This window comes from Sphingobium lignivorans, assembly GCF_014203955.1.
Taxonomy (GTDB): Bacteria; Pseudomonadota; Alphaproteobacteria; order Sphingomonadales; family Sphingomonadaceae; genus Sphingobium; species Sphingobium lignivorans.
On sequence record NZ_JACHKA010000001.1, the window covers coordinates 1,712,563 to 1,726,030 of the forward strand.

At 64.2% G+C, this 13,468-nt stretch carries 6 protein-coding genes; 1 reads left to right on the top strand and 5 read right to left on the bottom strand.

The features are described from left to right. Nucleotides 1–273: 273 nt before the first annotated feature. The 5 genes from rpoC to HNP60_RS07765 form a co-directional block, all read right to left on the bottom strand. On the bottom strand, nucleotides 274–4,530 hold the full coding sequence (rpoC, locus tag HNP60_RS07745; RefSeq protein WP_184049494.1) for a DNA-directed RNA polymerase subunit beta': 4,257 nt from the start codon (nucleotides 4,528–4,530) through the stop codon (nucleotides 274–276). A gap of 81 nt (nucleotides 4,531–4,611) precedes the next feature. Continuing rightward, entirely contained in the window at nucleotides 4,612–8,787 is a 4,176-nt protein-coding gene (gene rpoB / locus HNP60_RS07750; RefSeq protein ID WP_184152192.1) for a DNA-directed RNA polymerase subunit beta, read from the bottom strand. Nucleotides 8,788–9,119: 332 nt separating this feature from the next. Continuing rightward, the gene (locus HNP60_RS07755) at nucleotides 9,120–9,677 is read right to left on the bottom strand and encodes a superoxide dismutase family protein (RefSeq protein WP_184152195.1); all 558 of its coding nucleotides are present in this window, start codon (nucleotides 9,675–9,677) and stop codon (nucleotides 9,120–9,122) included. 81 nt (nucleotides 9,678–9,758) lie between these two features. After that, nucleotides 9,759–10,265, bottom strand: coding sequence for a 5'-methylthioadenosine/S-adenosylhomocysteine nucleosidase family protein (locus HNP60_RS07760; protein WP_184152198.1), 507 nt, complete (start codon nucleotides 10,263–10,265; stop codon nucleotides 9,759–9,761). Between the two features lie 153 nt (nucleotides 10,266–10,418). Beyond that, nucleotides 10,419–11,789, bottom strand: coding sequence for an MFS transporter (locus HNP60_RS07765; RefSeq protein ID WP_184152202.1), 1,371 nt, complete (start codon nucleotides 11,787–11,789; stop codon nucleotides 10,419–10,421). A 164-nt stretch (nucleotides 11,790–11,953) separates the two neighbouring features. Between HNP60_RS07765 and HNP60_RS07770 the strand changes: the two genes are divergently transcribed. Next, nucleotides 11,954–13,441, top strand: a complete 1,488-nt coding sequence (locus HNP60_RS07770) for an FAD-dependent oxidoreductase (protein ID WP_184152205.1) — start codon at nucleotides 11,954–11,956, stop codon at nucleotides 13,439–13,441. Nucleotides 13,442–13,468 lie beyond the last annotated feature (27 nt).

Genomic DNA, 13,468 nt, shown 5'->3' on the forward strand with positions numbered 1-13,468 from the left:
CTGAATGCGCGGCCCGGTTTCGCGGACGTTGTCGAGTTGTCGGTCTTCCCCACCACAAGACTCGGCCGTCTTGTTAACCGTGTTAATTATCCTGTGCCGGGTGAACTTGCAAATATGATGGGAGCGCGTCCGGGTGCGGCACGATCTTCCTTCGCCGGCCAGTAGTGGTTCACGGCACGACGACCTTTCCCGAAGCCAGGCGCGGCGCGCACGAAAAAGCGCCCGAACGGCGGTGACCGTCCGGGCGCTTTCAATGTGATTGGCTGAAGATGCTTAGCCGAGATCTTCCGTCGTGAAGTCCTCGCCCTGCACCTTCGCCAGCGGGTCGTCTCCGATCGCGGCTTCGGCCGGCTGACGCAGCTCCGCCTCATGCTCTTCGGCCGCCGTGTTCGGCGCCACCAGATGCGCTTCGTTGGCGACACGCATCGCAGCGCGCAGCGCAGCGTCGCGGCTGTTGGCGGCGATGCGCATACGACTCATCGAGGAACCCGTGCCGGCCGGGATCAGACGCCCGACGATCACATTCTCCTTCAGACCGATCAGGGTGTCCTTCTTGCCCTGAACCGCAGCCTCGGTGAGGACGCGGGTGGTCTCCTGGAAGGAGGCCGCCGAGATGAAGCTGCGCGTCTGGAGCGAAGCCTTGGTGATGCCGAGCAGCACCGGCTTGCCCTGTGCGGGCTGTTGCCCAGGCGTCAGCCGGGCATTCACTTCGTCCATCTCGTCGCGGTCGACCTGTTCGCCCGCCAGCAGGGTGGTGTCGCCACCATTGGTGATCTCGACCTTCTGCAGCATCTGGCGAACGATCGTCTCGATGTGCTTGTCGTTGATCTTGACGCCCTGCAGGCGATAGACTTCCTGGATCTCCGACACGAGATATTCCGCCAGCGGCTCGATGCCGAGCACTTCGAGAATATCGTGCGGATCGGGCGAACCGCCGATCAGGTTGTCGCCACGCTTCACATAGTCGCCTTCCTGGACGTCGATCACCTTGCTCTTGGGGATCAGATACTCGACCGGCTCGCCGCCATCCTCGGGGAGGATCGCGATCTTCCGCTTGGCCTTGTAGTCCTTCAGGAACTGAACGCGGCCCGAGACCTTGGCAATGATCGCATTGTCCTTGGGCTTGCGGGCTTCGAACAGCTCGGCGACGCGCGGCAGACCGCCGGTGATGTCACGAGTCTTGGCTGCCTCGCGAGAGATACGAGCCAGCACGTCACCGGCCTGCACCTGCGCACCATCCTCGACCGAGAGCGTGGCGCCCGGTGCAAGGAGATAGCGCGCAGCCTCGCCCGACGCATCGTCGAGCAGGGTGAGGCGCGGACGAAGATCGTCCTTGGAGCGCGACGGTGCGCGGTATTCGGTCACCACGCGCTGCGTGATGCCGGTTGCCTCGTCCGCCTGCTCGGTCAGCGTCTTGCCGTCGATCAGGTCCTGATACTTCACGACGCCCGGCTTCTCGGTGATCACCGGCTGCGTGAATGGATCCCACTCTGCGATCCGGTCACCCTGCTTCACCTTGCTGCCATCCGCAAAGAGAATGGCGGCGCCATAAGGCAGGCGATGGACGGCACGCTCGCGGCCTTCCTCGTCGATGATGGCCAGCTCGCCGTTACGGGCAAGGGACAGGCGGCGCCCGTTCTTGTCCGTGATGGTGGGCATGTCGCGCAGCTCGAGCGTACCGTCTGCGACGGCTTCGAGGTTCGACTGCTCGTTGAGCTGCGCAGCGCCGCCGATGTGGAAAGTCCGCATGGTGAGCTGCGTGCCCGGTTCACCGATCGACTGCGCGGCGATGACGCCCACGGCTTCACCGATGTTGACCGGCGTGCCGCGTGCGAGGTCACGGCCGTAGCATTTGGCGCAGACACCCATCTTGGATTCGCAGATGAGCGGCGAACGGATCTTGATCGCCTGGACGCCGATGGCTTCGATCTTCGCGACCATCGCCTCGTCGAGCAGTTCACCTTCGGGGACGATGACCGAGCCATCCTTGCTGTCGACCACGTCCTCGGCCGTGGTGCGGCCCAGAACACGCTCGCCGAGCGAAGCGATCGTCGAGCCGCCCTGGATGATGGCCTTCATCTCCAGCGCCCGGTCCGTGCCGCAATCGATCTCGACGATCGTGCAGTCCTGCGACACGTCGACCAGGCGGCGGGTCAGATAACCCGAGTTCGCCGTCTTGAGCGCCGTGTCCGCCAGGCCCTTGCGGGCGCCGTGGGTGGAGTTGAAATACTCAAGGACGGTGAGGCCTTCCTTGAAGTTCGAGATGATCGGGGTCTCGATGATCTCGCCCGAGGGCTTGGCCATCAGGCCACGCATGCCCGCGAGCTGCTTCATCTGCGCCGGCGAACCGCGCGCACCGGAGTGGCTCATCATGTAGATCGAGTTGATGGGCTTCAGGCGACCGGTATCGGTGTCCTTCGGCATGGCGCGGATCTCGTCCATCATGGCCGCCGCCACCTGGTCGCCGCAACGGCTCCAGGCGTCGATCACCTTGTTGTACTTCTCCTGCTGCGTGATGAGGCCGTCCTGATACTGCTGCTCGTAATCAGCCACCAGTGCCTTGGTCTCGTCCACCAGTCCGATCTTCGAGTCAGGAATGATCATGTCATCCTTGCCGAAGCTGATGCCGGCGCGGAAGGCGTGGCGGAAGCCCAGCGCCATGATGGCGTCGGCGAACAGCACCGTGTCCTTCTGGCCGGTGTGGCGATAGACCTGATCGATGACGTCGCCGATTTCCTTCTTGGTGAGAAGGCGGTTGATCGTCTCGAACGGCACCTTGTGGCTCTTGGGCAGGCACTCGCCGATGAGCATGCGGCCCGGCGTCGTTTCGACGCGCTTCATAAACTCATTGCCGTGCTCGTCGACCTGCGGGACGCGGCTGACGATCCTGGAGTGCAGCGTCACGGCCTTGGCGAAGAGCGCCTGATGCACTTCCGCCATGTCCGCCAGCATCATGCCTTCGCCCGGCTCGCCTTCCAGCTCCATCGAGAGATAATAGAGACCCAGAACCATGTCCTGCGAAGGCACGATGATCGGCTTGCCGTTGGCGGGCGAGAGGATGTTGTTGGTCGACATCATCAGCACGCGCGCTTCCAGCTGGGCCTCGAGGCTCAGCGGAACGTGAACGGCCATCTGGTCGCCGTCGAAGTCGGCGTTGAACGCGGCGCACACCAGCGGGTGAAGCTGGATGGCCTTGCCCTCGATCAGCACGGGCTCGAAGGCCTGAATGCCGAGGCGGTGAAGCGTCGGCGCGCGGTTGAGCAGTACCGGATGCTCGCGGATCACCTCATCGAGGATGTCCCAGACTTCCTTGCGCTCCTTCTCGACCCACTTCTTGGCCTGCTTGAGGGTCATGGAGAGACCCTTGGCATCGAGACGGGCGTAGATGAACGGCTTGAACAGCTCGAGCGCCATCTTCTTGGGCAGGCCGCACTGGTGCAGCTTGAGCTCCGGACCGGTCACGATGACCGAGCGGCCCGAATAGTCGACGCGCTTGCCGAGCAGGTTCTGGCGGAAGCGGCCCTGCTTGCCCTTGAGCATGTCGGACAGCGACTTGAGCGGACGCTTGTTGGCGCCGGTGATGACGCGGCCGCGACGGCCGTTGTCGAACAGGGCGTCAACGGCCTCCTGAAGCATGCGCTTTTCGTTGCGGACGATGATGTCCGGCGCGCGCAGCTCCATCAGGCGCTTGAGGCGATTGTTGCGGTTGATGACGCGGCGATAGAGATCGTTGAGATCGGACGTCGCGAAACGGCCGCCGTCCAGCGGAACCAGCGGACGCAGCTCAGGCGGAATGACCGGGATCACCTCGAGGATCATCCACTCCGGGCGGTTGCCCGAATCGATGAAGCTCTCGACGACCTTGAGGCGCTTGATGATCTTCTTGGGCTTCAGCTCGGACTTGGTCTCGGCCAGTTCCTTGAGCAGCGCATCGCGCTCGCCCTCCAGATCGAGGTCCTCGAGCATCTTCTTCACCGCCTCGGCGCCGATGCCGGCGGAGAAGGCGTCCTCGCCATACTCGTCCTGCGCGTCGAGCAGCTCGTCCTCGGTCAGCAGCTGATAGCGCTCCAGAGGGGTGAGGCCGGGCTCAGTGACGATGTAGCTCTCGAAATAGAGCACGCGCTCGAGCTGCTTGAGCTGCATGTCGAGCAGCAGGCCGATGCGCGAGGGCAGGGACTTGAGGAACCAGATGTGCGCGACCGGCGCTGCCAGCTCGATATGGCCCATCCGCTCGCGGCGGACCTTGGAGACGGTCACCTCCACGCCGCACTTCTCGCAGACAATGCCCTTGTACTTCATGCGCTTGTACTTGCCGCACAGGCACTCATAGTCCTTGATGGGACCGAAGATGCGTGCGCAGAACAGACCGTCACGCTCGGGCTTGAACGTGCGGTAGTTGATCGTCTCTGGCTTCTTGATCTCGCCGAAGGACCAGCTGCGGATGCGCTCAGGCGATGCGATGCCGATCTGGATCTGGTCGAACACATCCGGCTTGGCGACGGGGTTCGCGAAATTGGTCAGTTCGTTCATGTCTCAATTCCCTCTTGAGGGCTGAATTTCGGTCAAGGGTGAAAAGAGGGCACCGGCTTCGGCAGACAGTGCCCGCTTCCCTTATTCCGCGGCCTCGGGCAGTTCGCCGTCGCCGTCCTCGTCGCTCATGTCTTCCAGCGCTGCCAGCTCCACATTGAGGCCGAGCGAGCGCATTTCCTTGACCAGCACGTTGAAGCTCTCGGGGATGCCGGCCTCGAACGTGTCGTCACCCTTGACGATCGCCTCATAGACCTTGGTGCGGCCGACCACGTCGTCGGACTTCACCGTCAGCATTTCCTGCAGCGTGTATGCGGCGCCGTATGCCTGGAGCGCCCAGACCTCCATCTCACCGAAGCGCTGGCCGCCAAACTGGGCCTTGCCGCCCAGCGGCTGCTGGGTGACGAGGCTGTAGGGGCCGATCGAACGGGCATGGATCTTGTCGTCGACCAGGTGGTGCAGCTTCAGCATGTAGATGATGCCGACAGTCACCTTGCGGTCGAAGGCGTCGCCGGTGCGGCCATCGAACAGCGTCGACTGCCCCGAGGGATCGAGCCCGGCCAACTCCAGCATGGCCGATACGTCCGCCTCGCGGGCGCCGTCGAACACAGGCGTCGCGATCGGCACGCCCGTCACCAAGTTGGAAGCCAGCTCCACGATCTGCTCGGAACTGCGCGCCTCGATCTCCGCGGCGTAATTGTCGCCATAGACCGTGAGCAGCCGCTCCTTCACCGCTTCCGGCATTTCGCCACCGGTCACGCCGGGATTAGCCTCGCGCCAGTCCTGCAGAGCTTGCTTGATCTGCTGGCCAAGACCACGCGCAGCCCAGCCCAGATGCGTCTCGAAGATCTGTCCGACGTTCATGCGCGAGGGCACGCCGAGCGGGTTCAACACGATGTCGACGGGGGTGCCGTCCTCAAGGAACGGCATGTCCTCGATCGGCAGGATGCGCGAGATGACTCCCTTGTTACCGTGACGGCCGGCCATCTTGTCGCCCGGCTGCAGCTTGCGCTTCACCGCGACGAACACCTTGACCATCTTGAGCACGCCCGGGGGCAGTTCGTCACCGCGCTGCAGCTTCTCGACACGGTCCTCGAACTTCTCGACGATCAGCTTCACCGCCTCGTCATACTGCGCCTTTACGGCTTCAAGCTGCGTCTGGCGCGTGTCGTCCGCCACGGCGAACTTCCACCATTCGTGGCGCTCGACCTCGGAAAGCAGAGCCTCGTCGATCTCGACGCCCTTCTTCACGCCCTTCGGGGCCGCCGTGGCGACCTGCCCGATCAGCATCTCGCGCAGACGGTTGAACGTGGCGCGATTGAGAATGGCGCGCTCGTCCTCGCGGTCCTTGGCGAGGCGGTCGATCTCCTCACGCTCGATCGCCATCGCGCGCTCGTCCTTGTCGATGCCATGGCGGTTGAACACGCGCACCTCGACGATCGTGCCGGCAACGCCCGGGGGCAGGCGGAGCGAGGTGTCGCGCACATCGCTGGCCTTCTCGCCGAAGATCGCGCGGAGGAGCTTTTCCTCCGGCGTCATCGGGCTTTCACCCTTCGGCGTGATCTTGCCGACGAGAATGTCGCCCGGCTCGACCTCGGCGCCGATGTAGACGATGCCCGCCTCGTCGAGGTTGCGCAGGGCTTCCTCGCCGACATTCGGGATATCGCGCGTGATGTCCTCGGGCCCGAGCTTGGTGTCGCGGGCCATTACCTCGAACTCTTCGATGTGGATCGAGGTGAAGACGTCATCCTTCACGATCCGCTCGGAGATGAGGATGGAGTCTTCGTAGTTGTAGCCGTTCCAGGGCATGAACGCGACGAGGCTGTTGCGGCCCAGCGCCAGTTCACCCAGCTCCGTGGACGGACCGTCAGCGATCACGTCTCCGGCGGAAACATGGTCGCCCACCTTCACCAGCGGACGCTGGTTGATGCAGGTGTCCTGGTTGGAGCGCTGGAACTTCATCAGCGTGTAGATGTCCACGCCCGAACGGCCCGGCTCCACATCCTCCGTGGCACGGATGACGATACGGGTCGCGTCGACCTGATCGACGATGCCCGAGCGCTTGGCCGCGATGGCGGCGCCGGAATCGCGTGCCACCGTCTCTTCCATGCCGGTGCCGACGAACGGCGCCTCGGCCCGCACCAGAGGCACGGCCTGACGCTGCATGTTCGAGCCCATGAGCGCGCGGTTGGCGTCGTCGTTTTCCAGGAACGGAATAAGCGAAGCGGCAACCGAGACGAGCTGCTTGGGGCTCACGTCCATCAGCGTGATGTGATCGCGCGGCGCCATCAGGAACTCACCGGCTTCACGCGAGGAAACGAGTTCCTCGACGAACTGACCGTCCTCGGTCAGCTCCGCATTGGCCTGCGCGATCGTGTGCTTCGCTTCTTCCATGGCGGACAGATAGACGACCTCGTCGGTCACCTTGTTGTCGACCACCTTGCGATAGGGCGTCTCGATGAAGCCGTACTTGTTGACGCGCGAGAAGCTCGCCAGCGAGTTGATCAGGCCGATGTTCGGGCCTTCCGGCGTCTCGATGGGGCAGATGCGGCCATAATGGGTCGGGTGAACGTCGCGGACCTCGAAGCCGGCGCGTTCGCGGGTGAGACCGCCCGGCCCGAGCGCCGAGACGCGACGCTTGTGCGTGATCTCGGAGAGCGGGTTGGTCTGGTCCATGAACTGCGAGAGCTGGGAGGAGCCGAAGAACTCGCGCACGGCAGCCACAGCGGGCTTGGCGTTGATGAGGTCATTCGGCATCACCGTCGAGACGTCGACGCTCGACATGCGCTCCTTCACGGCGCGCTCCATGCGCAGCAGGCCGACGCGATACTGGTTTTCCAGCAGCTCGCCCACCGAACGCACGCGGCGGTTGCCGAGATTGTCGATGTCGTCGATCTCGCCCTTGCCGTCCTTGAGGTTCACCAGCTCCTTGACGACTGCAAGGATGTCCTCGCGGCGCAGCGTGGTGATGGTGTCCTCAGCGTCGAGGCCAAGGCGCATGTTGAGCTTCACGCGGCCCACGGCCGAGAGATCATAGCGCTCGCCGTCGAAGAACAGGCCTTCGAACAGGGCTTCGGCCGTCTCGCGCGTCGGCGGCTCGCCGGGGCGCATGACGCGGTAAATGTCCGACAGCGCATGGTCGCGATCCTCGGCCTTGTCGACCTTCAGCGTGTTGCGAATCCACGGGCCCGTGTTGACGTGATCGATATCGAGCAGCTCGATGCGATCGATCCCGGCTTCATCCAGCTTGGCGAGATTCTCGGGGGAAACCTCATCGCCCGCTTCGATATAGATCGCGCCAGTGGCCTCATTGATGAGGTCATAGGCGCTGTAGCGGCCATAGATTTCCTCGGTCGGGATGACGAGCGATTCAAGGCCGTCCTTCTGTGCCTTGAGTGCCGCGCGCGGACTGATCTTCTGGCCCGCAGCGAACACCACCTCGCCGGTCTTGGCGTCGACGATGTCGAACATCGGCTTCTGGCCGCGCCAGGCTTCGGCTGTGTAGGGGATCTGCCAGCCGTTCTGGCCGCGGACATAAGTGATCTTGTTGTAGAACTCGCCGAGGATATCCTCGCTGTTCAGGCCGAGCGCATAGAGCAGCGCCGTTACCGGCAGCTTGCGCTTGCGGTCGATGCGGACATTCACGATGTCCTTGGCGTCGAACTCGAAGTCCAGCCAGGAACCGCGGTAGGGGATCACGCGGGCAGCGAAGAGATACTTGCCAGACGAGTGGGTCTTGCCACGGTCATGGTCGAACAGCACGCCAGGCGAACGGTGCATCTGGGACACGATGACGCGCTCGGTGCCATTGATGATGAACGTGCCGTTCTGCGTCATGAGCGGCATGTCGCCCATGTAGACGTCCTGCTCCTTGATATCGAGGACGGAGCGGGTCTCGGTGTCGGCGTCCACTTCGAACACGATCAGGCGAAGCGTCACGCGCATCGGCGCTGCATAAGTGATGCCGCGCTGACGGCACTCCTCGGTGTCGTACTTGGGATCCTCGAGCTCGTAATGAACGAAGTCCAGCTCCGCCGTGCCGGCGAAGTCGCGGATCGGGAAGACGCTGCGCAGAGTCTTCTCCAGGCCGGACACATAGCCGATCGCGGGATTGGAGCGCAGGAACTGCTCATAGCTCTCCCGCTGCACTTCGATCAGATTCGGCATCTGCACCACTTCGTGGATGTTGCCGAAAACCTTGCGGATGCGCTTCTTGGCGCTTTCGCCGGCCGTGGAGGGGGGGAGAGCCTTGGTTGCCATGCCTGTCCTGCCTGAATTGGTCCCAAAAATCTTCGCATCACAGCGAACTTCAGCCGCGCGGTTGCTCGATCGCCCGGTAGGGGCGGCTCAGCCACGCAAAAAAGTGCGGGCCGGGGCTGTCCGATCCGCACTGCAGCGTCTGGAGGACCTGTCACTCGCCCCATACTTGTTGCTTGCCGTACGCAAAGCGGCATGCTGGCCCGGGCGAGGGCAGGCGACTCATTCGGTTCGGCCAGCGATCTGGCGAACCCGATGAATCGTTCAGAGGGGCGATATAATCCTATTCGGCGCGAGTGCAAGAGCCCGCAACGCTTTGCGGGCTCTGAAGCTCCCTACGAGCCGGGGCCCTGCTTGCGATAAAGGACGCCGCACAGAACCCGAGCACCGCTGTTGCCGGTCGGGTCCGTCTTCATGTCATCGGGATCGGCATGCACGACGAATGAGGCGCCATCGAGATCGAAAAGCGCGGTGAGCGACGTGTGTGCCGTGAACTTCAGGGAAGCCTCCCCGCGCGCATCGGCGGTCAGCATTGGCAAGTCGCCCTGATGCGGGCCGGCCGGATTCTCGGTTCCGTGCTGCGCACTGGTGGGGTTGAGATGCGGTCCGGCAGACGTGAAGTCCGGCAGTTTGCATTCGCCGATCGTATGGATGTGCATGCCATGATTGCCGGGGGTCAGCCCGCCACGCACGGTGATCGACCCTGCGAGCGCTTCACCTTGCGGGTGCAGAGTGACCTTGCCCATCGGCAGGCCGGTGTTGTCGTAGAGAATCGCTTCTGCGTAAGGCACGGGCGGCGGAGGCGCGCCGGGAGGTGCCTTTTGAGCGCAGGCCGCGAGCGCGAGCAGGGCGATTGCCGTTGCGGCGTGAGGAAGCGAAGAAAGTCGGGCCATCTGGACCTCTCTTGTTAAGGCACACAGTTCAGTCAACGGACAAGCCTATAGAGTTGTTCTGGTAGCTCAAGTGTTACCGCGTCAGAGCAGCGCGATGAACCGCTCCATACCGGCTGCTGCGCGCTGCGATGCAGCCAGGAGGTTGGCATGGAAATCGCCTGCGCTCTCATGGTTGGCGTCGTCGGTCGTCGCCTTGATGCCTGCCCATGGCAAGCCGAGATTGCCGGCATATTGCGCAACGGCCGCCGTTTCCATGTCCACCACGTCCGCATCGAGCGCGGCGACAAGATGTGCGGCATAATGCGCGTCCTCGATGAAGGCGTCGCCGCTCGTGATGCAAGCCTCCGGGAGCCCGGTGCCGGGATCGGGCATGGCGTGATAAGGTTCGACATTTGCCGGCCCCATCGGCCACTCACCCGGCGGATAATGGACGAACGCGTCCGCCTTGCGCGCGCCATAGTCGTGCTGGATCGCGCGCGCGAGGTAGAAGCAGTCGCCCTCGATCTGGCTGAGCTTGCCGGCCGTGCCGACCGTCATCAGCAGATCGGCACCGTGACGGGTGTGCAGCCGGGCCGCGGCCTGCCACATAACCGGTGGCGAGGCGGCAGACTGCAAAGCATATGAGGCCCGGTCGTCCCGCCGGATGCTCTACTTGGACAAAGGCTATAAAAGGCTATAAGATGCCAACGCGATCGGTGCCGACCTCGCCAAACGGCAGATCGAACCCGTCATTCCGGGCGCTCAAGCCGCCGGGGCGACGCGGCCTTCGACTGGGGGCTGGCGTTCGGGCCTGCGGATCAGCACCGAGATGGCGATGATCGCGAGGAACAGGATGAACGGGCAGATCGCCGCGATGGCATAGGTTCGCACGGCGGGAATGCCGCTGGCGAGGATCGCGCCGCCGATCAGCGGGCCGACGATGCCGCCGATCTTGCCGATTGCCGAGGCCCAGCCGCCCGCACTCGCGCGGATGGCGCTGGGATAATAGAGCGCCAGCTGGCTGATGATCGCGGCATGGCAGCCGCCCACCAGCATGCCCTGCACCACGATGGTCGGCAGCAGCATCGCGCGGGGGATCCATTCCATGCCGACGGCGACCGCCATGGGCACGATGAGCAGCGTGCAGGTGGCTGCGAATTTGAGACCATAGCGCGCTGAAAGGCGCATGATCACCACGCCGGAAATGGCGCCCAGCAGCGCACCGATCGCCGAGACATTGGCGGCCGTCTCGCGCGCCACGTCCATCCGCTCCAGCACGAGCGGGCCGAAAGCGGACTTGAAGAAGATGCCGAGTGCGCTGGCGCCATAGCCGATCCAGATGATCGGCGTGAGCAGCCGCAGATTGCCCACGAACAGATCGCTGAAGCGGAAATTGCGATCCTGCTTCTTCTCGTCGCCGAGCACGAAGCGGTCGCCGGGCTGCACATCCATGGCAGGGTCGAGCCGCTTGAGCGTGGCGCTCACCAGCTCGGGCTTGATGCCCTTGCTCACCAGGAAGCGCGGCGACTCGGGCAGGAAGATGGCGATCGCGATGGCGCAGACCACCGAGCCGATGCCGCCGGCGAAATACACGCCTTCCCAGCCATAAAGCGGGCCCAGCCAGTTGGTGAGCGGGGCCGCGGTCGCACTGCCGATGCTGAAGCCCATCATGATGAAGGCCACCACCGTCGCCCGCATCTTGGGCGGGACGAACTCGACATTGAGTGCCCAGGCCAGCGGCAGCGCGCCGCCGATCGCCAGCCCATCCAGAAAGCGCAGCGTGAGCAGCGCGGGATAATTGGTCGCGAAGCCGGTGAGGAAGGTGAGGATGCCGAAGGCAAGCGTGCACATGACGATGGTGGGGCGGCGGCCGATCCGGTCACCGACATATGTGAAGATGAGGCCGCCCACCACCATGCCGAGCGTGCCGGCGGAGAAGGCATTGCCGATCTGCACATCCGACAGGAGCAGCTCTTCCTGCATATAAGGCGCGGTGAACGACATCATCATCATGTCGAGCCCGTCGAACAGGGTCACGAGCCAGGAGAGGCAAATCAGCAGATAATTGAACGGTGTGAGCTTGCGACCGTCCAGCAGTGTCGCCAGATCGATCGTGCGAGCCGGTCTTGTCATGGCTCTCTGGTCTCCCTCTCCGCGCATGGCAGCCTGCGCATCGGAACGATAACAGGCGGCTCGTGCATTTGGCTACAGAAATAGCTAAGCTTGCTCTAATGATTAGCAAGCTTTCTAATAGGGCTGCAGGCGCGAGTCGAGTCGCGTGATCGGAGGGGAAACGAATGGCCGAGGAACAGACGCCCAAAATCCGTGAAGTCCGCCAGTCGGAGGATCGCTTCCTGGCATCCGACGTCTTCGAGACGGGCGGCCGGGTGCTGCCGCGCGCGAATGGCACGGGAACGTGGATGGAGCCGGCGCGCGAGATCCCGGTCTATCACACATGCGACGTGCTGGTGGTCGGCGGCGGCCCGGCGGGCACGGCGGCGGCCTGGGCGGCGGCGCAGGCGGGCGCGGACGTGGTGCTCATGGAGCGCTATAATCATCTGGGCGGGCTCTCGACCGGCGGGCTGGTGATCTGGATCGACCGGATGACCGACTGGACCGGCCGGCAGGTCATCCAGGGCTTCGCCAATGATGTGCTGGGGCGCTTGCCCGCGGCCGGCCTGGCCGGGCCGCCGCGCGCCGACTGGGGTTCGCGCGATCCCAAGAAGGCCAGCTACTGGGGCCAGCGCACCGCGGCCTTCCATGGCACGGTCTGCTGGTCGCCCACGCTCGATCCCGAGCGGCTCAAGCTCATCAGCCAGGAAATGCTGCTGGGCGCGGGCGTGCGGCTGGTGTTCCACAGCTGGGCTGCGGTGCCGATGGTGGCCGATGGCAAAGTCGAGGGCGTCGTGTTCGAATCCAAGGCCGGGCGTCAGGCCCTGCGCGCCAAGGTGGTGGTGGATACCACTGGCGACGGGGACATCTTCGCGCGCGCCGGCGCCGAGTTCGACACCGACATCGAGGAAGGCGACGTCCATCACAGCGCCAACACCGGCTTCATGCTGGGCGGTGTGGACATGGATCGCTGGCTGGCGTTCCGGGGCAACGAGCCCGAGCAATATGCCGAATTCGCGAAGCTGGGCCGTGAGCGGCTGGGCTTCTTCCAGCCCCCTTATGTCTCCTGGCGCAACGATATCGCGCTGTTCCTGGGCCCGCGCCAGTCCGGCCTTTCGGCGCTGGATGTCGACGACCAGACCGAGCTGGAGATCCGTTCGCACCGCTTCATGCAGACGCATTGCGAGTTCTTCCTGGAGCATGCGCCGGGGTTTGAGCAATGCTACATGCTGCAGAGCGGCTCGCAGCTCGGCGTGCGGCACACGCGGCGTCTGGGCGGCGTCGGCAAGGTGCTGCGCAGCCAGTGGGCGGACGGCATCGCGCTGCCGGACGAGATCGGCGTCAGTCCTTCGGTCAGCCTCAAATATCCGGTGATCTCGGTGCCTTATGGCGCGCTGGTGCCGCGCAAGCTGGATGGCCTGCTGGCCGGCGGCAAGCACATCAGCTGCGATGCCAACTCGCACGGCTTCATGCGCGAGATCCCGCAATGCTGGCTCACCGGACAGGCCGCGGGCGCTGCAGCCGCGCTCTCGGTCGGCGCCGGCGTCCAGCCGCGCGCGCTTGATGTGCGGGCCCTTCGCAAGGAATTGCGCCGGCAGGGCGTCTTCCTGCATGATGAACCCGATGCGATGGCGCAGCCCGCGCAAGCGGAAGCCGCGGCCGTCGCGCGCTGAGGCGCGGACAAGAAGAGAGGCGAAGAA

Bases quoted from the DNA above. Each gene is read 5' to 3' on its own strand.
- HNP60_RS07760 (WP_184152198.1), bottom strand. From the start codon at position 10,265: ATGTGGCAGGCCGCGGCCCGGCTGCACACCCGTCACGGTGCCGATCTG.
- rpoC (WP_184049494.1), bottom strand. From the start codon at position 4,530: ATGAACGAACTGACCAATTTCGCGAACCCCGTCGCCAAGCCGGATGTG.
- HNP60_RS07765 (WP_184152202.1), bottom strand. From the start codon at position 11,789: ATGACAAGACCGGCTCGCACGATCGATCTGGCGACACTGCTGGACGGT.
- HNP60_RS07755 (WP_184152195.1), bottom strand. From the start codon at position 9,677: ATGGCCCGACTTTCTTCGCTTCCTCACGCCGCAACGGCAATCGCCCTG.
- rpoB (WP_184152192.1), bottom strand. From the start codon at position 8,787: ATGGCAACCAAGGCTCTCCCCCCCTCCACGGCCGGCGAAAGCGCCAAG.
- HNP60_RS07770 (WP_184152205.1), top strand. From the start codon at position 11,954: ATGGCCGAGGAACAGACGCCCAAAATCCGTGAAGTCCGCCAGTCGGAG.